This window comes from Winogradskyella psychrotolerans RS-3, assembly GCF_000427335.1.
Lineage (GTDB): Bacteria > Bacteroidota > Bacteroidia > Flavobacteriales > Flavobacteriaceae > Winogradskyella > Winogradskyella psychrotolerans.
Genome location: NZ_ATMR01000057.1, coordinates 44,633 through 68,187, shown reverse-complemented (window position 1 = coordinate 68,187; position 23,555 = coordinate 44,633). Strand labels below are relative to the sequence as shown.

Annotated in this window: 21 protein-coding genes and 1 pseudogene; 12 read left to right on the top strand and 10 right to left on the bottom strand. The window is 33.6% G+C overall.

All coding sequences use genetic code 11. The features are described from left to right. Window positions 1-56 precede the first annotated feature (56 nt). Window positions 57-1,301 (bottom strand): ornithine--oxo-acid transaminase, encoded by a 1,245-nt coding sequence (gene rocD / locus ADIWIN_RS04475; protein WP_020896614.1) that lies wholly within the window; start codon window positions 1,299-1,301, stop codon window positions 57-59. 449 nt (window positions 1,302-1,750) lie between these two features. On the opposite strand from rocD, the gene rlmD reads away from it, so the two are divergent. From rlmD to ADIWIN_RS04455, 4 genes are all read left to right on the top strand, one after another. Further along, window positions 1,751-3,205 (top strand): 23S rRNA (uracil(1939)-C(5))-methyltransferase RlmD, encoded by a 1,455-nt coding sequence (gene rlmD, locus ADIWIN_RS04470; protein WP_020896613.1) that lies wholly within the window; start codon window positions 1,751-1,753, stop codon window positions 3,203-3,205. Then, entirely contained in the window at window positions 3,206-3,775 is a 570-nt protein-coding gene (locus tag ADIWIN_RS04465) for a DUF6452 family protein (RefSeq protein WP_020896612.1), read from the top strand. Continuing rightward, the gene (locus ADIWIN_RS04460) at window positions 3,741-4,499 is read left to right on the top strand and encodes a DUF6048 family protein (protein ID WP_235047016.1); all 759 of its coding nucleotides are present in this window, start codon (window positions 3,741-3,743) and stop codon (window positions 4,497-4,499) included. The genes ADIWIN_RS04465 and ADIWIN_RS04460 overlap by 35 nt, the downstream gene beginning before the upstream one ends. A 165-nt stretch (window positions 4,500-4,664) precedes the next feature. Beyond that, on the top strand, window positions 4,665-5,231 hold the full coding sequence (locus ADIWIN_RS04455; protein ID WP_020896610.1) for a DinB family protein: 567 nt from the start codon (window positions 4,665-4,667) through the stop codon (window positions 5,229-5,231). A gap of 43 nt (window positions 5,232-5,274) precedes the next feature. Here the strand turns inward: ADIWIN_RS04455 and ADIWIN_RS04450 are convergent, their stop codons facing one another. The 3 genes from ADIWIN_RS04450 to ADIWIN_RS04440 form a co-directional block, all read right to left on the bottom strand. Next, complete coding sequence (locus tag ADIWIN_RS04450) at window positions 5,275-6,219, bottom strand: phosphoribosylaminoimidazolesuccinocarboxamide synthase (protein ID WP_020896609.1); 945 nt, start codon at window positions 6,217-6,219, stop codon at window positions 5,275-5,277. 121 nt (window positions 6,220-6,340) lie between these two features. After that, complete coding sequence (locus ADIWIN_RS04445; protein ID WP_020896608.1) at window positions 6,341-6,856, bottom strand: hypothetical protein; 516 nt, start codon at window positions 6,854-6,856, stop codon at window positions 6,341-6,343. Between the two features lie 132 nt (window positions 6,857-6,988). Next, window positions 6,989-7,942, bottom strand: a complete 954-nt coding sequence (locus ADIWIN_RS04440) for a PhoH family protein (protein WP_020896607.1) — start codon at window positions 7,940-7,942, stop codon at window positions 6,989-6,991. 121 nt (window positions 7,943-8,063) lie between these two features. Between ADIWIN_RS04440 and ADIWIN_RS04435 the strand changes: the two genes are divergently transcribed. The 6 genes from ADIWIN_RS04435 to dnaN all read left to right on the top strand — a co-directional run bounded on the left by ADIWIN_RS04435 (window position 8,064) and on the right by dnaN (window position 13,636). Continuing rightward, window positions 8,064-8,900: an SAM hydrolase/SAM-dependent halogenase family protein gene (locus tag ADIWIN_RS04435; RefSeq protein ID WP_020896606.1), complete on the top strand. Its 837-nt coding sequence runs from the start codon at window positions 8,064-8,066 to the stop codon at window positions 8,898-8,900. A 3-nt stretch (window positions 8,901-8,903) separates the two neighbouring features. Continuing rightward, a complete protein-coding gene (locus tag ADIWIN_RS04430; RefSeq protein WP_020896605.1) occupies window positions 8,904-9,200 on the top strand; it encodes a putative quinol monooxygenase in 297 nt (98 codons plus the stop codon). A 216-nt stretch (window positions 9,201-9,416) separates the two neighbouring features. Beyond that, on the top strand, window positions 9,417-10,139 hold the full coding sequence (gene gldF / locus ADIWIN_RS04425) for a gliding motility-associated ABC transporter permease subunit GldF (RefSeq protein ID WP_020896604.1): 723 nt from the start codon (window positions 9,417-9,419) through the stop codon (window positions 10,137-10,139). Between the two features lies 1 nt (window position 10,140). Beyond that, entirely contained in the window at window positions 10,141-10,635 is a 495-nt protein-coding gene (locus ADIWIN_RS04420; RefSeq protein ID WP_020896603.1) for a hypothetical protein, read from the top strand. Further along, complete coding sequence (gene gldG, locus ADIWIN_RS04415) at window positions 10,625-12,295, top strand: gliding motility-associated ABC transporter substrate-binding protein GldG (RefSeq protein WP_020896602.1); 1,671 nt, start codon at window positions 10,625-10,627, stop codon at window positions 12,293-12,295. Before ADIWIN_RS04420 ends, gldG begins: the two co-directional genes overlap by 11 nt. Window positions 12,296-12,517: 222 nt before the next feature. Then, window positions 12,518-13,636, top strand: a complete 1,119-nt coding sequence (gene dnaN, locus ADIWIN_RS04410) for a DNA polymerase III subunit beta (RefSeq protein ID WP_020896601.1) — start codon at window positions 12,518-12,520, stop codon at window positions 13,634-13,636. 311 nt (window positions 13,637-13,947) lie between these two features. On the opposite strand, the gene ADIWIN_RS04405 is transcribed toward dnaN, so the two are convergent. The 6 genes and pseudogenes from ADIWIN_RS04405 to ADIWIN_RS04380 form a co-directional block, all read right to left on the bottom strand. Then, window positions 13,948-14,310, bottom strand: a complete 363-nt coding sequence (locus ADIWIN_RS04405) for a DUF4870 domain-containing protein (protein WP_020896600.1) — start codon at window positions 14,308-14,310, stop codon at window positions 13,948-13,950. Between the two features lie 155 nt (window positions 14,311-14,465). Further along, on the bottom strand, window positions 14,466-14,675 hold the full coding sequence (locus ADIWIN_RS04400; RefSeq protein WP_020896599.1) for a YgaP family membrane protein: 210 nt from the start codon (window positions 14,673-14,675) through the stop codon (window positions 14,466-14,468). Between the two features lie 18 nt (window positions 14,676-14,693). Further along, window positions 14,694-14,999 (bottom strand): annotated as a pseudogene (locus ADIWIN_RS04395) (hypothetical protein). An 89-nt stretch (window positions 15,000-15,088) separates the two neighbouring features. Continuing rightward, a complete protein-coding gene (locus tag ADIWIN_RS04390; RefSeq protein WP_020896597.1) occupies window positions 15,089-18,283 on the bottom strand; it encodes an efflux RND transporter permease subunit in 3,195 nt (1,064 codons plus the stop codon). Between the two features lie 319 nt (window positions 18,284-18,602). Next, complete coding sequence (locus ADIWIN_RS04385; RefSeq protein WP_020896596.1) at window positions 18,603-19,682, bottom strand: efflux RND transporter periplasmic adaptor subunit; 1,080 nt, start codon at window positions 19,680-19,682, stop codon at window positions 18,603-18,605. A gap of 78 nt (window positions 19,683-19,760) precedes the next feature. Then, window positions 19,761-21,023, bottom strand: a complete 1,263-nt coding sequence (locus ADIWIN_RS04380) for a TolC family protein (protein WP_020896595.1) — start codon at window positions 21,021-21,023, stop codon at window positions 19,761-19,763. 487 nt (window positions 21,024-21,510) lie between these two features. Here ADIWIN_RS04380 and ADIWIN_RS04375 point away from each other — a divergent pair, with 487 nt between their 5' ends. Then, window positions 21,511-22,911: a nicotinate phosphoribosyltransferase gene (locus tag ADIWIN_RS04375; protein ID WP_040756546.1), complete on the top strand. Its 1,401-nt coding sequence runs from the start codon at window positions 21,511-21,513 to the stop codon at window positions 22,909-22,911. 28 nt (window positions 22,912-22,939) lie between these two features. After that, complete coding sequence (gene pncA / locus ADIWIN_RS04370) at window positions 22,940-23,545, top strand: bifunctional nicotinamidase/pyrazinamidase (protein ID WP_020896593.1); 606 nt, start codon at window positions 22,940-22,942, stop codon at window positions 23,543-23,545. The last annotated feature ends 10 nt before the right edge of the window (window positions 23,546-23,555 follow it).

Below are 23,555 nucleotides of genomic sequence, written 5' to 3'. Positions count from 1 at the left end.
CGTATTTTACTTAATTAGTAAATCGCTTTTTTTTTATACTTATTATTTCGTGAGTTCTAAACTTCAAATTCTTTTAAAGTCTTAGTAATAATAGACACACAATCTAATAATTGCTCTTTCGTCATTACTAAAGGTGGAGCAAAACGAATAATATTTCCATGTGTTGGTTTTGCTAACAAACCGTTATCTCTTAATTTTAAACAAATATTCCACGCGGTATCGCTGTCTTCATCATCGTTTATTAAAATAGCGTTCAACAAACCTTTACCTCTTACTGAATTAACAATAGAACTTGTTTCAATAAATTTAGATAATTCACTTCTAAATAATTCACCCAATACTTGAGCATTATTTGCTAAATCTTCATTCTTCACCACTTCTAAAGCTGCAATAGCCACTGCTGCAGCAATTGGATTTCCTCCAAACGTACTTCCGTGATTTCCTGGTTGTATAACATTCATAATGCTATCATCAGCTAAAACAGCCGATACAGGATAAGCACCACCTGATAAGGCTTTTCCTAAGATTAAAATATCTGGTTTTACGTTTTCATGATCTACAGCTAACATTTTACCTGTTCTTGCAATTCCTGTCTGTACTTCATCTGCAATAAACAACACATTATGAGCTTCACAAATGGCTTTTGCTTTTGACAAGTACCCTTCTGTTGGAACATAAACTCCTGCTTCACCTTGAATTGGTTCAACTAAAAACCCAGCAACATTAGGATTATTTTTCAAAGTCTGCTCTAAAGCCTCTAAATTGTTGTATTCAATCTTTATGAAACCATTCGTATAAGGCCCAAAGTTTTTACGCGCTACAGGATCGTTACTAAACGAAATAATTGTTGTGGTTCTTCCGTGGAAGTTGTTTTCACATACAACGATTTCAGCTTCATTTTCATCAATCCCCTTAACTTCATAAGCCCATTTTCTACAAATTTTCAAAGCGGTTTCTACAGCTTCGGCACCTGTATTCATTGGTAAAAGCTTATCGAAATTAAATGTTTCGGAAGCATATTTTTCATACTGACCTAACATGTCATTATAAAATGCTCTTGATGTTAAGCTTAGTGTTTGTGCTTGCTTAGTCATAGCAGCAACAATTTTAGGATGACAATGCCCTTGGTTTACGGCAGAGTAAGCAGACAAAAAATCGTAATATTTTTTACCTTCTACATCCCAAACATATACACCTTCTCCCCTACTTAATACTACAGGTAGTGGATGGTAATTGTGCGCACCATATTTGTTTTCTAAATCTATCGCTTCTTGCGATGTTAATTGGTCTAAAACAGCCATTTTAAAAATAATTTAATAAATGAATAAAATATCCATTCCTTCATCACCTTTTTTCTTTCAAAGTATTGAAAAAGCAGCGTGGGAGAGAAATCATCCCTAAGAACGTGCAAATTAATAAATATTCTTTTCGATTTAAAACTTACTCCGCTATTTTTCCTGACAATGCTAAAACTTGAAGCTCTAATCTTTTTATTTCTCGTAGAACCACTTTCTTATCCACTTATATACAAAACAACAATTTCATGAGGTCTATTTCAATTCTACCTAATAACCATACCTATTGCGTTTGCTAAGACTGTACAACATCTTTACATGCATGTATCGAATAGCACAATGCATAAAGTTTTTAAAGAATAAATCGTTTAAACTTAATCTAAATCATTACTGACCCAATTCAGTCTAACTATTTATAAAATAAGAATATCTTTGCACTCAAATTATTATAAGAAATGCCAAAGAGAGAACGGAATAAATTTGTAAGACGCGGGGAAATCATTGAGATTTTAATTGAAGACTACGCTTTTGGCGGCAAAGGTATTGGTCGTATTAGAAATGAACATGGAGAATTCGTTGTTTTTGTTCCTAATACATTGCCAGGTCAATTGGTTAAAGGTCAGGTAAAAAAGACGAGTAAAAAGTATGCCGAATGTAAACTTTTTGAAGTCTTAAAACCATCGGAAGATGAAATAGACATGCCTTACCAAACTATTCCTGGCGCTCCATATATAAACTTACCAATTGAAAAGCAACACGAATACAAGAAGCAAAGTACTTTAGAGTTATTTAAGCGTATTGGTAAAGTTGCTGATATTGAAGATAAGTTTGACGAATTTGTAACCTCTCCAAACACGTTTCATTATAGAAATAAAATGGAATATGGTTTTTCTGCTATTGGTTATAATCACGAATTAAAAACCGATGTAGACGAATTTACATTAGGGTTCAAAAAACGTGGTACATGGTGGTGTGGTGACGATCTTAAAAAAGATTCTGGTTTATTTGACGCTGAATTTGAAAACCGACTAAAAGACATCAAAGCGTATTGCGTAAACACCGGATTAGCACCTTGGCATCCTCCAAAAAGAGAAGGTTTCTTTAGATATTTTGTAGTTAGAAAATCGTTTAAAACCAATCAATTACTTTTCAACTTAGTCACAACTTCTCATGATTTACCCGAGTTTGACTTAGATAAATTCGCGAATTATTTAGTCGAGTTATTTGGCGATCGTGTTGCTGGTTTGTTACATACTATTAACGATGAAACCGGAGATCGAACAATTGCTACAACCGGAAGTATTTCTTTAATATATGGTGACGATAAAATTGTGGAAGAATTATTAGGCTTAAATTTTGAAATCAGCATGAAAAGCTTTTTTCAAACCAACCCTAAATGTGCTGAAAAGTTATATTCTAAAGTTGTCGATTATGCTTTAGAAAACAAAGATGCTATTGATAATACGGTTGTATTAGATTTATTCTGTGGTACAGGAACTATTGGTCAAATTATAGCTAACAAATCCGAAAACACTAAAATTGTTGGAGTTGATATTGTGGCTGCTGCTATTGAAGACGCTAAAGAAAATGCCAAACGAAATAATATTGAAGGCTTAAAATTCTTTGCAGCTGATGTTGGTAAATTTTTATCAGAACATCCTGAATACACCAATAAAATCAGAACCATTATTTTAGATCCTGCAAGAGCCGGAATTGCGCCAAAAACTCTGAAAAAAATAATAAACCTAAATGCAGAACGTTTGGTTTATGTATCTTGTAATCCCGCAACACAAGCCAGAGATACAGAACAATTAATGGAGTCTGGTTACGCCATTAAAAAATTAAGTTTGGTAGATCAGTTTCCACATACAGCGCATATTGAAACGGTTGTGTTATTTGAGAAAAAGTAAATGAGAAACTTAAAATTTTTAGTCCTGTTTATAGCTATAGCACTTGTTAATTGCGAACGCGATGACATTTGCCCTGCCTCTACACAGACCACACCCAGATTAATAGTAGAATTCTATGATGCCTCTGATACTGATGAATTATTAAATGTATCTAGAATTACAGTATATGGAGATGGTTTATTGGATGACGATGGTAACCCAATAATTGATCCTATTGTCGCTTCGGATGCCACGTTGCTCTTTAACGAAATTGCAAATAGAGTTGAATTACCGCTTATAGTTGGAGCAGAACAAGAACTGATAACAACACGTTTTATCTTAGAAAAGGACACCGATCTTAGGCTCGATGATGACCCTTTAACGAACTCAAATATAGATATTATAGAAATCTCTTATAATACTGATTTTGTTTACGTGTCTAGAGCTTGCGGTTACACAAATAATTTTAAGGCTCTAGGAATTACAAGAGTAACGGATGGTGATCAGTGGATTACCAATATAGAAATCGAAGAAACCACACAAGCACTCATAGAAAATGAAAACACAACACATGTACGCATCTATCACTAGAAGCGTAATTTTATTGCTGTTGTTTTCTACAATGGCTTTTGCGCAAGAAAAGAAAAAAACGGTCAACGATACACTAGTGTTTAAGCAAAAATATGGACTTAGACTTGGTACCGATATAAGCAAACTCGCAAGAACGTTTTTAGATGATGATTATTCTGGTTTTGAAATTATGGGTGATTATCGTTTAACCAAACGTATTTATATCGCTGGTGAAATTGGAAACGAAGAACGTATTCTCGAAAACGAAGTCTTAAGTAATACCACAAAAGGTAGTTATTTTAAAGCCGGATTAGATATGAATTTCTATCAAAACTGGCTAGATATGGAGAATATGGTTTATGCTGGATTCCGCATTGGCGCAAGTTCTTTCAATCAAACACGAAATAGCTATACCGTTTATGATATCAACAATCAATATTGGGGAGATCGCTTTACTGTTAATGAAGCTAAAGAATTTAATGGCTTAACGGCACTTTGGACAGAATTACAATTTGGTATAAAAGCAGAACTCTTTAATAATTTCTTTGCAGGGTTCAACTTTCAACTTAAAGTCTTAATTACTGAAAAAGAAATCGATGATTACGAAAATCTTTATATTCCTGGTTACAACAGAACTTATGACAGTAGTAGCTTCGGTGGAGGGTTTGGATTTAACTTATCTTATTTAGTGCCTATTTTTAAGAAAGATAAAATCATAATTCAAGAGAAAGAAGTTGAGGAATAGCTGGTGATTGGTCATTGGTGATTGATGATTGATGATTGATGATTGATGATTGATGATTGATGATTGATGATTGATGATTGATGATTGATGATTGATGATAAATAAATTATACCAGATAAACTATTCAGTAAAAATTCTTATCTTTTCTTTAACAAATTCTTTCAAATGCATAAAGATGATATTGCAGATTTAATTGACGCCAAGTATTCTGACCTCATTATTTGGTTGCAGAATCAAACAGACGAATCTTGGACACTTGGACCAGAAGGCAAATGGACAACAGGTCAGCAAGCCTTGCATTTACTACAAAGCACCATTCCATTAAACAATGCTTTAAGTATGCCAAAATTTTTACTACGGTTTAAATACGGTAAAGTCAATAGACCTATTAGATCTTACGAAGCCATTGCAAAGCGCTATAACAAACGCTTAAAAGATGCTAAGGGCACAACGTTTAAAGGTTCTCGCAACATGAAAATCCCTAAGCTATCAGACAAGCAGTATATTTTAAATAGACTACAAACTGAAGCAAAAAAACTACAATATAAAACCAGAAGAATTAGCGACGCAAATTTAGATACTGTGGTGTTACCACATCCATTAATGGGAAAAATGCCTGTTAGAGAAATTATAATGTGGACGGCTTACCACGTTGAGCAGCACTTAGAGACTTTAAAGAATTACTATTCAGAATTAGCCATAAATGAAAATAACCTTACATTAAAACAATAATGTTAAGGTTATAATCAATATTACACAAGGCTTCAGCCTAATACTACTCTAAATATTCTAAGACGTTCTTCTCTATTCTACTCTGAATATCAGAAACATCACCTTTTACAAACGTATCTCCTGTTATATTTTCATACAACTCAATATAACGCTCGCTTACAGATTGAATATAGTCATCACTCATAAAAGGAACGGTTTGTCCTTCTAAGCCTTGAAAGTCGTTAGCAATTAACCATTGTCTTACAAATTCTTTAGACAACTGCTTCTGCGCTTCACCGCTATCTTGACGTTCCTCATAGCCATCTGCGTAAAAATAACGCGAAGAATCTGGAGTATGAATTTCATCGATCAATACTATTTTTCCATCTTTAGTTTTACCAAATTCATATTTGGTATCTACTAAAATTAATCCACGAGCTTCAGCAATTTCTGTTCCACGTTGAAATAATTTACGTGTATAATCTTCGAGAATTATATAATCTTCTTCTGAAACAATTCCTTTTTTCAGAATGTCTTCTCTAGAAATATCCTCATCATGGTCTCCCATTTCAGCTTTTGTCGCTGGTGTGATGATTGGCTCAGGAAATTTGTCATTTTCTTTCATTCCTTCTGGCATTGCAACACCACAAAGTATCCGTTTACCAACTTTATATTCTCGTGCAGCATGGCCAGACATATACCCACGTATGACCATTTCAACCTTAAAAGGCTCACACAAATGACCAACAGCCACATTAGGATCTGGAGTAGCCACCAACCAATTAGGCACTAAATCTTCCGTCTCCTTCATCATTTTAGTTGCAATCTGATTTAAGATTTGACCTTTATACGGAATCCCTTTTGGCATTACCACATCAAAAGCACTTAAACGATCTGTAGCAACCATCACCAATTGCTCGTCATTAATATTATAGACTTCTCTTACTTTTCCTTTATAAATACTTTTCTGATTAGGAAAATTGAAATTGGTATCTACTATGGTGCTCATTTAATCATCATTTATTTGTGAACTACAAATGTAATTTCTTTACTTGGCCCAAACAATAAACTCAATAAAAAAAGGAGAAATAAACTTTCTCCTCTTTAATTTAACTATTATATGTTTTCTTTTATTTAAACCTAATATTATAGGTTGCTCCAATTCCTACAGATTGAACATCTATATCGTTCTCTGCAAAAGTGTTTTGATAATATGCATAAATATTCCAATCGCGATTATGGTAACCTATTTGTGGATTAACATAAAGTCCTCCTTCATTGTCATCTACTCCGGTTAAAAACCCGTAACCTAAATCTGTTCCGAAGAACAAACCATCAGGCGTAAAATAATAACGAATGAATCCTGCTAGTGGAACGATACCAAAATCGTCATTGTCATCTTTCCCAAAATAATTGGTGTAACCAGAAGCTAAACCAATTCCTAAGTTAGGATTAAACAAGTATTGCCCTCTTAAATCCAAACCTAATGCAAACGATGACGCATCATCTACATCACCTACTGGTATGCCTGCTGTTAAACCTGCTTTAAGCCACGAATTATCTGCATTAAGGTCTATATCTTCTTCTTGTGCAAATAATGGACTTAATCCTAATGTTAATCCGATAATTAAAAATACTTTTTTCATGTCGTTATAAGTTTTTATTATATCGACAAATTTAAACAGAATTACAACTGAATACTTTATATGATTTCTCTTTAATTTTATATAATTAACAGCAGAAAATACCTAAAAAACTGACTTGCAACACCTTCTTTACTATTCTATATTTTCAATACTTCTATAGGCTGCAATCACTTTCTTAACAAGCTTATGACGAATGACATCTTTATCATCTAAATAAATCATACCAATACCTTCCACATTTTGCAAGACTAAAAGCGCTTCTTTTAATCCGGATATCGTACGACGTGGTAAATCCACTTGACCTGGATCACCTGTTAAAAGGAATTTCGCATTTTTTCCCATCCTGGTTAAGAACATTTTCATCTGAGCATGGGTGGTGTTTTGTCCTTCATCTAAAATCACAAAGGCATTATCTAAAGTACGTCCACGCATAAATGCTAATGGAGCTATTTGTATCACGCCCTTTTCCATATAGCTTTCTAATTTTTCATGCGGAATCATATCACGCAAAGCATCATACAACGGTTGCATATATGGATCTAACTTTTCCTTTAAGTCACCTGGTAAAAATCCTAAGTTTTCGCCAGCTTCAACTGCAGGACGTGTTAAAATAATACGTTTAACTTCTTTTCGTTTCAAGGCTTGCACGGCCAAAGCCACTCCTGTGTAGGTTTTACCAGTTCCGGCAGGTCCAATAGCAAAAACCATATCATTGTTTCGCATACTTTCTACCAGCTTGCGTTGGTTGGCCGTTTGTGCTTTAATAAGTTTTCCGCCAACACCATGGACTAACACGTCATCACTTTTAGCAGAGGATGAATAATCATCGCTGCTTTGACTTGTTAATACACGCTCAATAACGTTTTCATCAAGCTTATTGTACTTTGCAAAATGCTTCATCAACATGGTCATTCTGCGATCAAACTCTTCAAGTAAATCTTCATCACCATAGGCCTTTAATTTATTACCTCTGGCCACTATTTTAAGTTTAGGAAAATACTTTTTAAGAAGTTCAATATTAGCATTTTGTGCTCCGAAGAATTCCTTTGGAGATATTTCTTCGAGTTCTAGGATAAGTTCATTCAAAAGCGCGCTACATTTAGTGTGTTAATATGTTTTCTTTTATTAATTTTGTAATTCTGTTGTATACACACAAAGCTAATAATTTTACAACCATAATTCTTAAAAATATATCAACAATTAATTTATGGCTATAATCACTTTAACGACTGATTTTGGAGAAAAAGATCACTTTGCTGGTGCCATAAAAGGAGCTATTTATAGCGAGCTTGAACAGATTAATATTGTAGATATATCGCATTCTATTTCGCCTTTTAACATTTCTGAAGCAGCATATATTATACAGAATGCTTATAGTAGTTTTCCAAAAGGAACGATTCATTTAATAGGTATTGATTCTGAATTAAGTCCTGAAAACAAGCACATTGCCGTTAAATTAGACGACCATTACTTTATATGTGCCAACAATGGCATTATGAGTATGATTTGCGCCGAAATTGCTGCAGAGAAGATTGTTGAGATTAACATACACGATAGAGTTGAAACCAATTTCCCTGTTTTAGATATTTTTGTTAAAGTCGCTTGCCATATTGCACGTGGAGGAACTTTGGACGTCATCGGAAAAGTTATTAACAGCATTAAACCAATTAAAAATTTAATACCTTTTATAAACGACGAGCAGAATCAAATTATTGGTAGTGTTATATATATCGATAATTATGGAAATGTTGTAACTAATATTAAACGTAATTTTTTCGAGTCTATTCAAAAAAATAGACCTTTTGAAGTTTTTGCTCGAAGCCATAAATTTGAAAAAATACATAATAAGTATAGTGATATTATCAATTTTGACATTGAAGAGTCCAAACGTAATATTGAAGGTAAAGGTTTGGTTGTTTTTAATTCTTCTGGCTATATAGAAATTGCCGTTTATAAAAGTAATAATAGTACCGTTGGTAGTGCTTCTACTTTAATGGGATTAAAAACTATGGATACTGTAACCGTTAATTTCTTAAACCTCTAAGCTTTGTTAGTAAGAATTGTAAAAATGAGTTTTGAACCGTCTAAGATCGAAGAATTCTTGGCTAACTTTGAAACTGTTAAAGAAAAGATTCGAAATTTTGAAGGTTGTAATTTTTTAGAACTCTATCGCGATCAAAATAACACCAATATCTTTTTTACCTATAGTTATTGGAATTCTGAGGTCGATTTAAATAATTACCGACATTCCGATTTATTTAAAGGCGTTTGGGCAAATACCAAGCCAATGTTTAATGCAAAGCCTGAGGCTTGGAGTGTGGGTAAAATCGCTTCGCTTAAGTAAGCAGTTGTAGTTAGCAATTCCTTTGAGTAAAAATAATATGAAGAATAAACAAATTATTACGTCACGCAAAAAGACGAGTTTTAGCAAGGACGGAACGATAACATATGCTCGCAAAGTCGCTAAGAAAACAAAATTAAAACCAAATAATTCAAACGTTTTACTTTACACTGAACACTGAACACTGAACACTGAACACTGAATACTGAATACTAATCTATGCTAGCAATCTTAAAAAAAGAAATAAATACCTTCTTCGCTTCACCAATCGGTTATTTGGTTATTGGCGTCTTTTTATTACTCAATGGTTTATTTCTATGGGTTTTTAAAGGTGAATTCAATATTTTAGATAATGGATTAGCGAGTTTATCATCCTTCTTTTTACTCGCACCTTGGATTCTTATTTTTTTGGTACCTGCTGTAACTATGCGCAGTTTTAGTGATGAAAAGAAACAAGGCACTTTAGAATTATTAGTTACTAAACCCATATCACATTTTCAGATTGTATTAGGAAAATATCTTGGTGCTTTTGCACTTATTATAATGGCACTTGTACCAACCTTATTATATGTTTATACCGTTTCACAATTAGGAAATCCTGAAGGCAATCTCGATATGGGAAGTACTATTGGATCCTATTTTGGATTGCTATTTTTAGTTGGTGCTTATACGGCGATTGGCGTTTTTGCGTCTACCCTTTCCGATAATCAGATTGTGGCTTTTATTATTGCAGTTTTTATCTGTTTCTTTTTCTATTTTGGATTTGAAGGCCTTTCTAATTATAATATTTTAGACAACCTTGTTTATATAGAAAACCTAGGTATGTCTGCACATTATAATAGTATGAGTCGCGGTGTCATTGACACAAGAGATTTAGTTTATTTTATAAGCATTTCCTTAGCCTTTTTATTATTTACCAAACTCAGAATCCAAAAACAATAACATGATAATAACACCTTTATTAATTATATTCTTACTTATTGTATTTGTACTACTGTTTTTGTTTTTAAACACTGTTGACAAACGCAAATGGCTTTCTGGATTAATCAGTTTAGCATTAACTCCTATTGTGTTTTTCTTTATGTTTTACCCGTTTCTAAATATTATTAGCAGCTACCATTATCAAAAATATTTTGATAGTGACGCTTGGACAGAAAGTCCGTCTCTACGATATGAAATGATTGATAGCACGGTTGAATCTGACACGCTGATTGCTGTTACAAAAGAACAAATCACCTCGCTATTAGGTAAAGAAGAATGGTTAACATGGGATGATGCCAGAAAAGCACACGATACCAATAAATGGAATTATGGACTTGGCATAGAACCTGGCGCGTTTACCGATAAAAGAGAATGTGTAGAAATTACGTTTAAAGATGATAAAGTCATTGCCGTAAGACCTTATCAAAAAGAAATAACTTTCGATAATGAAAAATAATAAATCTATACTATATATTGTCGTTATTATTGTTGGACTCGTTGTTGTGAATGCGATTTCAAGTTCAGTGTATCAACGTTTCGATTTAACAAAAGACCATCGCTATACGCTTTCGGATGCTTCAAAATCATTAGTCAACGACTTAGATTCTCCGTTAATTATAGATGTTTTTTTAGAAGGTGATTTTCCATCTGAATTCAGATTACTTCAAACTGAAGTCAAACAGATTGTAGATGAATTTCAATTAGCATCTAACCAAATATTTGTCAATTATATTGATCCTGTTAAAGATGAAACCACACGCCAACAATATATTGAACAACTTACAAATGCTGGCTTAGAGCCATATATTAATACAGATAATAGCACAGGCAAAGTCACTCAAGACATTATTTTTCCATGGGCTTTTGCGAGTTATAAAGATGAAACGCTTAAAATTCCACTTTTAAAACGAAGTATCACTCAAGGTTTACAAGAACAAATTAACAATTCTGTGCAGGCTTTAGAATATGCATTCGCAGACGGTTTTAGTAAACTGGTCAATGCAAAAGCTAAAAAGATTGCAATTTTAAAAGGTAACGGTCAGTTAGATGATTTATACATCGCTGATTTTCTAAAAACAGTAAAACCATATTATAATTTAGGGCAGTTTACCCTAGATAGCGTAGCAACCAATCCGCAAGGGACATTAGATAAGCTTAAATATTATGATTTAATAATTGCTGCTAAACCAAGCCTACCTTTTACCGAAAATGAAAAGTTAGTTTTAGACCAATATACCATGAACGGTGGTAAAAGTCTATGGCTCACAGAATCTGTTGCTATGGATAAAGACAGTTTGCTAAATGACGCTGGTACTGGAGTTTCAATTATGCGGGATTTACAACTGAATGATTTTTTCTTCAAGTACGGGGTAAGAGTGAATCCAACTTTAGTAAAAGACCTCTACTCTGCCCCAATTATGTTGTCGATTGGTGAAGGTAGTCAAGCCCAAATGCAACCTGTACAATGGCAATATTCGCCTCTAGCAGCATCTAATCCTAACCATTCAATTACCAAAAATTTAAACTTGGTGAAATTTGATTTTGCGAGTCCGATTGACACTTTAAAAAATAATATTAAAAAATCAATCTTATTACAAAGTTCACCAAAATCGAAACTAGAAGGTGCACCAACTACGATCTCCTTAGCAAATGTGACTAACTCACCAAATGAAGAAAGTTATAGTCTTGGTCCACAAAATTTAGCCGTTCTTTTAGAAGGTGAATTTTCTTCGGTATATGATCAACGTGTTTTACCTTTTAAGGTGAAGAATTTTAAATCTAAAAGTACTGCTACTAAAATGGTAGTAATTTCGGATGGAGACATTATAAAAAATGAAGTCATTAGAAACAGACCACAAGAATTAGGCTTTGATCAACTCACAGGAAAATCATTCGGAAATAAAGAATTTTTGCTAAATTCGGTGAATTACCTCTTGGACGATTCTGGACTTATAAACATAAGATCTAAAGAAATAAATGTAGCTTTTTTAGATGCTGAAAAAATTAAAGATAATAAATCGACATGGCAATTTATTAATATTGCTTTGCCACTCATACTTTTAGGGCTGTTTGGTTTTGCGTTTAACTATTTAAGAAAACGTAAATATGCCGCTTAAACTTCGTTGATTTTTATCATTGATTTCAGACCTTAAAGTACATAATTTGTTAATAAGTTTGTTTTAAAAAACCCTTCTATTAGGATATATTTGTAATACCAATTAGAAGTATAAAACACATCTATTCAGCATGAAACATCTTACCAAATGAGGTCAGATTTTATCTTAAACCTTCATTAAGTTGTTCTTTATGTCGAATACAAAATAATTAAGATATAACACATGAAATTCATTGTTTCAAGCACCTATTTATTAAAACAACTCCAAGTATTAGGAGGGGTTATTAATAACAGTAACACACTACCTATTTTAGATAATTTCTTATTTGAACTAAGCCTATCAAAATTAACGATTTCGGCTAGTGATTTAGAAACGACGATGTCTGCAACGATAGATGTTGAAAGTGATTCTGAAGGCAGCATTGCGTTACCTGCAAGATTACTTTTAGATACTTTAAAGACATTCCCTGAGCAACCATTAACCTTTGTTGTTGAAGAAAACAATACGGTAGAAATCAGCTCTAATCATGGTAAATATGCTTTAGCTTATGCTGATGGCGCAGAATTCCCAAATGCAGTTTCTATTGAAGATGCAAGTACAACAACTATTATGGGGGATATCTTAGCAACGGCAATTAGCAAAACGATCTTTGCTGCTGGTAATGATGACTTAAGACCTGTAATGAGTGGTGTATTCTTTCAGTTTTCTCAAGACAATTTAACCTTTGTAGCAACTGATGCTCACAAATTGGTAAAATATACGAGAAATGATGTTAGTGCAACTGAAACAGCGGAATTCATTATGCCTAAAAAACCTTTAAATCTATTAAAAGGTATTTTATCAGGAAGTGATGATGATGTATTAGTAGAATACAATGAATCTAATGCCAAGTTTACTTTTGAAAATTCGGTATTAATTTGTCGTTTAATCGACGGAAAATATCCTAATTACGAAGCGGTAATCCCTAAAGAGAATCCAAATAAGTTAGTAATAGACAGAACACAATTTTTAAACTCTGTACGTCGTGTTAGTATTTTCTCTAACAAAACAACGCATCAAATTCGTTTAAAAATTGCAGGTGCAGAATTAAACATCTCTGCAGAAGATATTGATTACTCAAACAAAGCTGAAGAGCGTTTAACTTGTGATTATCAAGGTGATGATATGCAAATTGGTTTTAACTCGCGCTTCTTAACAGAAATGATAAATAACTTAAACTCAGACAACGTACAATTAGAAATGAGTTTACCAAATAGAGCTGGTATCCTAACACCAATTGATGGTTTAGATGAAGGTGAGCATGTTACAATGCTTGTTATGCCAGTGATGTTGAATAACTAAATAAATTCCTGAGAAGGCAGGAATCTCATTTTAGGAAAATCGTAATAATATTAAACACACCTATTTCACATAAGTGTGTTTTTTTTGAAACTAATAATACCATAAGATTCCTGCTTTCGCAGGAATGCTGAGTTTACCAAATAGAGCTGGTATTCCTAACACCAATTGATGGTTTAGATGAAGGTGAGCATGTTACAATGCTTGTTATGCCTGTAATGCTAAACAATTAAGAATTTCTTGCAAATTTAATTCAATAAAAAAAGGCTCACCAAATTTAGGTGAGCCTTTTCAATTCCATATCATTTTAATTCCTAACTAATAAAATTAATAGACATTGGATAGCTAGGTAATTCTCCATTACTAGCTTTTACTGCATTTATAATCGGCATAATAAATGCCAAGATGGCAACTAATATTAAAGTTAAGATTCCCAATCCAACTACAAAGATTAACGGAATACTGATTATAGAATAGATAAGCATGCTTAATTGAAAATTCAAAATCGATTTTCCATGAGCATCCATTCCATCAACTTGATCTTTTTGTGTTGCCCAAATTATTAAAGGTGCTAAGACCCCTCCAAAACCTGTAACATAAGTTAATAATTGCGATAGATGTGTTATAACTAATAATTGATTGTCTGTGCGTTTAAGCGTGTGATAATTTGATTCCATGATTGATTATTTTACACTTATGTGACGCAAAATGTTAAAAAATGTTACAGAATATTATTTAATTCTCTTTATTCACAATTTTATGTCTTGTTTTTAATGAATTAAATAAAACACCCCTTAAGTCCCCTCAAGGGGACAATTCTTCAAATCAAATACTAACAAGATGAACAACTTCCACCCTCTTTCTTAACCCCTAACTTTACTAAAATAGTTTCTAGTAAACACCACTTAGTGAATGCTGATTGAATTAAATTCACTCCAATAAATACCGTAAACCACATCCAATTTGGACTCACGTAAACGGAAAGCACCACACTTAATAATACCATGGTGCCAACGATGACTCTAAAATATGTATTTAACATTTTAATTAATTTTTAAGTTTATATAAATCTTTCAATAGGAACCACAATCGCTTTGATAGGATTGTTCGTTTCTAAATTTTCATTGAATTCTTTTATGACTTTGAATAAAGCATCAATATGTTCGTCATCTGTAAACGAAAAGAACAGACTAGATTCGTTTCCTCATTTTTCTGCAGGAAACCAATTAGAAGTCATTAATAATGATGATCCGTTCTTATGACCATCAATATCTGAACTACTAAAATTTTTGATATTTGCTTTTTTAAAAAGCTTCAATACTGCTTTTTGATACTGTTCTACGGCTGTAACTATGACTAATTTCATGATATTAGTTTTGATGTCGGTTCGAGCGCTGTCGAGAACTATTTAAAATTCTCAAAGCTAAAGGTCTCGACTGCGCTCGACCAGACAAATTATTTATAATTCTTCTTTTCTATCATGTAATACACCAATGGAACAACCAACAAGGTTAACACCGTTGACACTATTGTACCACCCATTAATGAAATAGCTAATCCTTGGAAAATTGGGTCAAATAAGATGACAAATGCTCCAATAACAACCGTTCCTGCTGTTAATAAAATTGGTGTGGTTCTAACGGCTCCTGCTTCAATTGCTGCTTGTTTTAATGGAACACCTTCTGCTGTTCTTAAGTTGATAAAATCAATGAGTAATACTGAGTTCCTAACCATAATTCCGGCTAAAGCGATCATTCCAATAAATGATGTTGCAGTAAAGAATGCTCCCATGAGCCAATGTCCAAGAATAATCCCGATTAAGGATAATGGTATCGCAACCATCATAACGATTGGCGCTTTAAAGTTTTGAAACCATCCTACGATTAAGATATATATTAAAATAATGGCTCCTAAAAAGGCAATACCTAAATCTCTAAAGACTTCTAAAGTAATTTGCCATTCACCATCCCATTTTACCGTATAGTTATCTTCAAACTCTGGCTGACCTAAGTACATTTCATTGATCTCAAAACCTTGTGGTAATGGAATTTCTTTCAATTTTTCTTCCATACCGAGAATTGCATACGCAGGACTCTCTAAGTCTCCAGCCATATCTGCCATAACATAAACCACACGTTTTTGATTTTTATGGTAAATGCTTTTTGCGGCAATATTTTGAGAAATATCAACCAAATCTGAAATCGGTACCATATTACCTTGTTTCGATTTCACCTTTAATTGTGAAATATCGGAAATAGTTGATTTCTCTTTTTCATCCAATGCTAGTACTATACCTATTTGGTTAACGGCATTTTCATCGTACAAATTTGTAATTGCTCTGTTTGATAAAGCCATATTCATGGTGTATGCAATTTGCTGTGGAGTAACACCATATAACATGGCTTTCTCTTTATTAATATCAAACTGATACTCGATTTGATCGTCTTCAACCATCCAATCAATATCGACCACATCAGCTGTATTCTTTAAAATATCTTGAACGTGGTTTGCAACTTTAATTTGTTCTTCATAATCAGGTCCATAAATTTCAGCAACAATAGTTGATAATACAGGTGGTCCTGGTGGTACTTCAACCAACTTCACATTGGCATTATACTTCGCTGCAATTTTCTGAATATCTGGACGCATTAGTTTTGCGATATCATGACTCTGCGCTGAACGCTCTTCTTTGGCTAATAAATTCACTTGAATATCCGCCATATTAGATCCTCCACGTAAATCATAGTGGCGCACTAAACCATTAAATGTAATTGGTGCAGATGTCCCAACATAGTTTTGATAATTAACCACTTCTGGTCTGTTAGATAAGTATTGAGAAATCTCTTGCGCTACAACTCCTGTACGTTCTAAGGTGGTACCTTCTGGCATATCAATTACGACTTGAAATTCATTCTTGTTATCAAAAGGCAACATTTTTACGGCTACCGAATTGGTGAAAAACAGAACCATTGTTCCCATTAAAATCACAAATGTCCCACCTAAAAACAACCAACGTTTTGCTTTACTTTCTAAAAGGGGCCGTTCAAACTTGTTGTAAATTCTATAGATAAGGGTATCCTCTACCGCTTTTTCAGGCTTCTCTTCTGCTCCTTTTTTATCTTTTTCTCTTAAGAAAATATAACCTAAATAAGGTGTAATCGTTAAGGCTACAAACAAAGACAATATCATAGCAATAGACGCTCCAATTGGCATTGGTGCCATATATGGTCCCATTAACCCAGAAACAAATGCCATTGGTAATACTGAAGCAATTACTGTAAATGTTGCCAAAATGGTTGGGTTACCAACTTCGTTAATGGCATACAAAGCCGCTTGTTTAAATGGCAAGCGTTTCATTTTAAAATGCCTATGCATGTTTTCGGCAATAATAATGGAGTCATCGACGACAATTCCTGTTACAAATACCAATGCGAATAATGTGATTCGGTTTAACGTGTAATCCATCATATAATAACTCAACAACGTTAAAGCAAACGTAATTGGTACTGATAAGAACACCACTAATCCGCCTCGCCAACCCATAGCTAACATTACCACAATAGTAACTGCGAAGATTGAACCTATAAGGTGTAATAATAATTCTGACACTTTATGAGACGCTGTTTCTCCGTAGTTTCTTGTAATTTCTACGTGAACATCATCAGGAATTAAAGTACTACGTAAATGGTCTACTTTATCAATAATGACTTCTGCGATTTTCATAGCATCTGCTCCTTTTCTTTTGGCAACAGAAATGGTAACTGCAGGATATTCAGATTTATATTCAGCGGATTTTTCGCCTCCTTTTCCAAAACCTAAACTCACGTAATTTTGTGGTACTTCTGGACCATCAATAATCTTAGCCACTTGTTTTAAATAAATCGGCTGATTTTGTTGCACACCAACCACTAAATTTTCAACATCTGTTACAGATGCTAAGAATTTACCAGTATTCACCAAGAACTCAGTATCTCCTTTATCAAAACTTCCAGCACTTAATTGGCTGTTGTTTGCCTTAATCATTTCAGAAACCGACAAGAAATCTAAGCCACTCGCAGCCAATTTATCCTTATCTAAAACCACACGTAACTGACGGTCTCTTCCTCCTATTTTATGCGTAATTGCTACATCATTTACCTTTTTAATCTCAGCTTCTAACTCTTGAGCCATTTGGTTTAATTGGTAATCGTCGTAGTTTTCACTCCATAAGGTTAAACCTAACATTGGCACATCATCAATCGCACGTGTTTTCACTAACGGAAACGTAACACCATCTGGCATTTGGTCCATGTGTTTATTGATTTCGTTGTACATTTTCACAAACGAACGCTCAATATCTTCGCCTACATAAAACTGAACAATCACCATTCCTTGTTCTTTCATTGACGTTGAATACACATATTCGACACCTTTAATATTCGAAATTAATTGCTCTAAAGGCTTAATGACTCGCGATTCTACTTCCGTAGGACTTGCGCCAGGATAACCCACAAAAATGTCTGCCATTGGCACGTCTATTTGTGGTTCTTCTTCACGCGGAATTAAAAACGAACTATATACACCAACCACCATAAATACAATCATCAAAAGCACTGTAAGCTTCGATTGCATAAAGACTTTGGCGATTTTACCTGCGATTCCTTCTTTCATTTTATATTTTATTTTGGCGTTACCTTTCACTCACACCTGTCAGGTTTTAAAAACCTTACAGGATCGCAAAAAGTCAGGCTATGCATTGCAATCTTTTTACTTGTTCTCGATACAAATTTGCTAAGGCAAATTCACTCGAACTGACGTAAAAAGGATTTCCATTACAAATGTTTTTACATTCATGAGTTCATTAACTTGAAATAATAAACCACGAATAATCCTTAACGCACTTAATTTTCTGCTATTTACTCTTCTTTATATTATACCTACAAGGTTTTTGAAACCTTGCAGGATACTGAAAACAGTGACTGAATACTGCCTACTGAATACTGATTTTTGCTCCATTGTAAAGTTTTCCCTCAGCAGAAACGATATAAGCTTCATCTGTATTTAAACCCGATAAAACTTCTACTTGCTCTCCAAAAGTTCTACCCAAACGCAACCAACGTAACAGCGCTGTACTACTTTGGCTTACGGTATACACACCAGATAATTGACCGTTTGTTATAATAGCATCAGTTGGCACCAAAACCATTTCTGATTTTGCTTTTCGTTCTACCGGAAATTGTACTGTTGTAAACATGCCTGATAAAATATTCGCCTCTGTTTTATCTAAATCTATTTTTACTAAATATTGTCCACCTGTGTTTTTGGCAGATGTGCTTACTTCGGCTACTTTTCCCTTTATCGTTTGGTTAATAGATTTTACTAAAACATCAACCGCTGATCCGTTTTTAATTTCAGAAATTTCAGATTCTGGTACCATGGCCATCACTTCAAAATGTCCTGGTGTTTCTATACTTATTAATGCTTCTCCTGGATTTGCCATATTTCCTGCTTCCACATTTTTACTTGTAACTGTCCCGCTAAAAGGTGCCGTAATATTGCTGTAGGTAAATTGTGCATTGACTTCATTTTTCATTTGGTTAGCCGACTCTAAACGCGCTTTAGCCATTTGAAAATTAGCCGTCATATCATCCATTTCTTTTTGAGATGCACTTTGGTCTGCAAATAAATTCTTATAACGATTGTAATCTTTTTGTGCATTAGTAAAAGCTGCAGTTGCTTCTGATATGTCGGCATTGACTTGTGCACGTTTGGCTTGTAAATCAGCATTATTAATAGATACCAATAATTGACCTTTACGCACGTTATCTCCAACGTTAACATGAACTTTATCAACGTAACCCATCATTCTTGTGCTTAAATCAGCACTATTTACGGATTGAATTTTTCCACTTACAGCCAAAAACGGATTATTAGTATTAGCTTCTACCTGACTCGTTTTTACAACAATCGCTGGCGAATTATCCTCAATCGCTTTTTTGTCTTCGCTTCCACAACTTGCTAATAACAAGGCTAAAGAAAATGCTACAATGGTATATATTTTTCTATTCATTTTATATCTTTTTTAAAGCAAGCTTATTAGTCTTTGCTCTTGGTTCTTCTATCTTGGTTCTTCTATCTTGGTTCTCTTCTATTCTTTAGTTAAAAATTGTAAGTAGGCTTGCGCGTAATTATATTCGAAAATAGTTTGGTAATATTCTAATTGCTTTTGAGCGAATTGTGTATCTGCCATCAATAAATCAGATGTTTTTTCTAGTCCTTCTTTAAATCTGTTGGTTCTAATTCTTAAAGATTCTTCAGATTGTTCTAAGGCTAAACTTGTTAATTTCAATTTATTCTCCGCGTCTAAAAAGGCACGTTTCGCTTTGTTTAATTCCAAATTACTTTGAGACACATATTGTTTGTATTCTAATTTTGATTTTTCGAATTTAGATTTACTTTTTTGTGCTTTCCCAAAACGTTTAGAGCCTTGAAAAATATCCCAACTTAGCTGTGCACCAAATAAATAACCACTAGCGTCGGCTTGAAAAATTTGGTCGTCATACAACTCATAACTTCCAAAAGCATTTAATCTTGGTAAGAATGCCATTTTATCAGCCTTGTTCATCGCTTCATAAGCTTTTGAAGCTAATTGCATCGCTTTAATATCTGAACGGTTTTCAGAAATTGTTTTATCCACCATTTGAAAAGTTGAAACCGTTAATTCGTCCGTTGGTGAGTAAATCACATAGGTGTCATCATTCATTAAAAATGACAAATAATTTGAGGCATTTTGCACATTACTTTTAGCGGATTGTAATTGATTTTGAACTTCGGTAACTCGTACTTCAACATTTAACACATCTGCACGTTGCAAATAGCCTTGTTTAAAACTATTATCTGCCAATTTTTTATTGGCATTTGCAGCTTCTAAAGCCATTTCTAAAACATCCACTGCTTTATAAGCCAATTGTAATTGCATATATGCTTTTTCGACCTCAAAGGCTAAATACTCTTGTGTACGTTCTGTTTTTAATGCCATTGCTTCCATTTTAGATTTGGCTGCTTTGCGCTGGTACATGCCATCAAAATTTAATAATGGTTGTTGAATTTCGAACTTTGTTGCAAAGTTTTCAATCTGCGAAGGGTCATTCAACAATGCAGGACTAAAATCGTTTGACGTTAAAATTTCTTGATTCAATTTAGAACCAAAAGCCATTAGCGGATTTGTCGTTGCCATTGCTGTATGACTTGCCGTAATATTTGGTAAGAACACCGCATTAGTTTGTCTAAAATCGGCTTTAGCTTGTTTAAACTCTTCTTCAGAAATCTTAATACTTGTATTATTTTCTGAAACCCGACTTAAGACCTCTATTTTTGTTATAGACACTGCATCTTGTGCCTTCACTGACATCGTAAAAGCTAAAAGTAATAGTGGTATATAAATATGTTTTTTTCATTTATTATTAAATTATAATACAAATGTACATTAGGCAAAATGAGAAGTTAGTAACAAAGGTTACCAACGAAAAAGGCATTTATAAATACTTATAAATGCCTTTTTACTAACCAACAAAAAAAACTAATATACCACATCAGCTAACTTTCCTTGTGTCTTTATGTGCTCTAGCTTCAACATGTATTAGAGTTCTATTAAAATTGAACAAAAAACTACTTTATATATCAAAAATAAGTCACCCCATAATAACACTCAGTAACTATTGTTACTCAATGAAATGAATGATTATTACATCTGACTTTAGAATAAATAAACACCATATTTGTTACGTCTTCGTTCTTCGAGTGACAAAATATCCTTAAATTTATTCACTTTAATTTTTTAAAATTCTCAACAAGACATCTTTTCATTTAGGATATCTTGTGAAAGTATAATCCAGATTATCATGAATATTACAGCGGCATATACCGATCTCTATCAAATAACAATGGCTCAAGTCTATTTTGGCACTAAACCCGATGGACGAGCGGTCTTCGATTATTATTTTCGACATAATCCCTTTAAGAGTGGGTATTCCATTTTTGCAGGGTTAGAAGATGTATTGGAAATTCTTGAAACCCTTGAGTTTTCATCATCAGACATTTCATATTTGAAACAAAAAGGATTTGAAAGTGATTTTTTAGACTATTTAAAGAACTTTCGTTTTAAAGGGAACATTTATTCAAGTAAAGAAGGTGATGTGGTGTTTCCTAACCGACCAATCTTACAGGTGGAAGCGAATATTATAGAAGCTCAGATTATTGAGACGCTTTTACTGAACATTCTTAATTTTCAAACCTTAATTGCTACAAAAGCTAGTAGAATAAGATTTAGCGCTAAAGATGGAATTCTATTAGATATGGGCTTACGTCGTGCACATGCTACTGGAGGCTATTATGCATCTAGAGCAGCTGCAATTGGTGGGTTTGACAGTACAAGTAATGTAAAAGCCGCCGAAGATTATAATATTCCTTCGTCTGGTACCATGGCACACTCGTTTATACAAAGTTATGAAGACGAATTGCAAGCTTTTCGAGATTTCGCTAAAATGAGACCTGAGAATTGTGTGCTCTTGATTGATACTTACAATACGCTTAAAAGTGGACTACCAAATGCCATTACGGTAGCCAAAGAAATGGAAAAACGAGGCGACCGTCTGTTAGGTGTGCGTTTAGACAGTGGCGATTTAGCTTATTTATCTAAAAAAACGCGCGCGATACTCGATGATGCTGATTTGGATTATGTAAAAATTGTAGCGTCAAACCAATTGGATGAATATGTCATAAAAAGTTTGAAAGAACAAGGTGCACCTATTGATATTTTTGGTGTTGGCACAAACCTAGTCACCGGAAAACCAGATGCTGCGTTGGATGGCGTTTATAAATTAGCAGAATATAATGATACACCAAGAATCAAACTTTCTGAAAATATTATTAAAACATCACTTCCTTACAAAAAGCAAGTGTATCGAATGATAGACGATAATGGCATGTTTTACGGAGCAGATACCATTACACGTTTTTCTGAAAATAAGATTGCGCTAATGGAACATCCTTTTGATACGACTAAAAGTTTAGATCTCAGCTCTTTTAAACATGAACCGTTGCTTCAACAAGTAATGAAAAATGGAAAACGAATAGTTCCATCTCGAACTGTGACTGAAATTTCGAAATATTCTCAGTCGCGTTTAGAACAACTTCCTAATGAATACAAACGTTTTCAAAATCCACATATTTACAAAATTGGACTTAGCTCAACACTTAAGAAAGAACGAGATACTTTAATAAAAAAACATAAATTCTAATTTAGCCTAAAAAATAAAAATTCTACGGATGAAAACGCTACTGATAATTGATGTACAGAATGATTTTATGCCAAGTGGATCGCTTCCTGTTCCCAATGGAGATGAAATTGTACCTGTAATTAATAAGATTCAAGGTAAATTTGATTTGGTAATTGGCACACAAGATTGGCATCCAAAAGATCATATCAGTTTTGCTAGCAATCACGAAGGAAAATCTAATTTTGATGTGATTAAACTTCATGGTCAACCACAAACCTTATGGCCAAATCACTGTGTACAAGGCACAGACGGAGCGGAATTTCATCCGGATTTAAATACTGAAAAATTTGAAGCTATTTTTAGAAAAGGAACCGATAAAACTATTGATAGTTACAGTGCCTTTTATGACAACGGCCATTTAAAATCGACCGGCTTGGCAGGTTATTTAAAGGAAAAAGGAACTTCCCAATTGTATGTCTGTGGTTTAGCTGCAGATATTTGTGTTTACTTTTCAATGATTGATGCTTTAAACGAAGGTTTTGATTGCTATTTTATTGATGATACCTCTAAAGCATTAGATACCAAAGAATTTAAAACGCTTAAAAAGGAAATGATTACAAAAGGAATTCAAATCGTAACATCGGAATCTTTATAATAGTAACAGC

What these genes read in the sequence shown, in the direction of transcription:
- rocD (WP_020896614.1), bottom strand. Translation starts at nt 1,301, where the DNA reads ATGGCTGTTTTAGACCAATTAACATCGCAAGAAGCGATAGATTTAGAA.
- rlmD (WP_020896613.1), top strand. Translation starts at nt 1,751, where the DNA reads ATGCCAAAGAGAGAACGGAATAAATTTGTAAGACGCGGGGAAATCATT.
- ADIWIN_RS04465 (WP_020896612.1), top strand. Translation starts at nt 3,206, where the DNA reads ATGAGAAACTTAAAATTTTTAGTCCTGTTTATAGCTATAGCACTTGTT.
- ADIWIN_RS04460 (WP_235047016.1), top strand. Translation starts at nt 3,741, where the DNA reads ATGAAAACACAACACATGTACGCATCTATCACTAGAAGCGTAATTTTA.
- ADIWIN_RS04455 (WP_020896610.1), top strand. Translation starts at nt 4,665, where the DNA reads ATGCATAAAGATGATATTGCAGATTTAATTGACGCCAAGTATTCTGAC.
- ADIWIN_RS04450 (WP_020896609.1), bottom strand. Translation starts at nt 6,219, where the DNA reads ATGAGCACCATAGTAGATACCAATTTCAATTTTCCTAATCAGAAAAGT.
- ADIWIN_RS04445 (WP_020896608.1), bottom strand. Translation starts at nt 6,856, where the DNA reads ATGAAAAAAGTATTTTTAATTATCGGATTAACATTAGGATTAAGTCCA.
- ADIWIN_RS04435 (WP_020896606.1), top strand. Translation starts at nt 8,064, where the DNA reads ATGGCTATAATCACTTTAACGACTGATTTTGGAGAAAAAGATCACTTT.
- gldF (WP_020896604.1), top strand. Translation starts at nt 9,417, where the DNA reads ATGCTAGCAATCTTAAAAAAAGAAATAAATACCTTCTTCGCTTCACCA.
- ADIWIN_RS04420 (WP_020896603.1), top strand. Translation starts at nt 10,141, where the DNA reads ATGATAATAACACCTTTATTAATTATATTCTTACTTATTGTATTTGTA.
- gldG (WP_020896602.1), top strand. Translation starts at nt 10,625, where the DNA reads ATGAAAAATAATAAATCTATACTATATATTGTCGTTATTATTGTTGGA.
- dnaN (WP_020896601.1), top strand. Translation starts at nt 12,518, where the DNA reads ATGAAATTCATTGTTTCAAGCACCTATTTATTAAAACAACTCCAAGTA.
- ADIWIN_RS04405 (WP_020896600.1), bottom strand. Translation starts at nt 14,310, where the DNA reads ATGGAATCAAATTATCACACGCTTAAACGCACAGACAATCAATTATTA.
- ADIWIN_RS04400 (WP_020896599.1), bottom strand. Translation starts at nt 14,675, where the DNA reads ATGTTAAATACATATTTTAGAGTCATCGTTGGCACCATGGTATTATTA.
- ADIWIN_RS04390 (WP_020896597.1), bottom strand. Translation starts at nt 18,283, where the DNA reads ATGAAAGAAGGAATCGCAGGTAAAATCGCCAAAGTCTTTATGCAATCG.
- ADIWIN_RS04385 (WP_020896596.1), bottom strand. Translation starts at nt 19,682, where the DNA reads ATGAATAGAAAAATATATACCATTGTAGCATTTTCTTTAGCCTTGTTA.
- ADIWIN_RS04380 (WP_020896595.1), bottom strand. Translation starts at nt 21,023, where the DNA reads ATGTCAGTGAAGGCACAAGATGCAGTGTCTATAACAAAAATAGAGGTC.
- pncA (WP_020896593.1), top strand. Translation starts at nt 22,940, where the DNA reads ATGAAAACGCTACTGATAATTGATGTACAGAATGATTTTATGCCAAGT.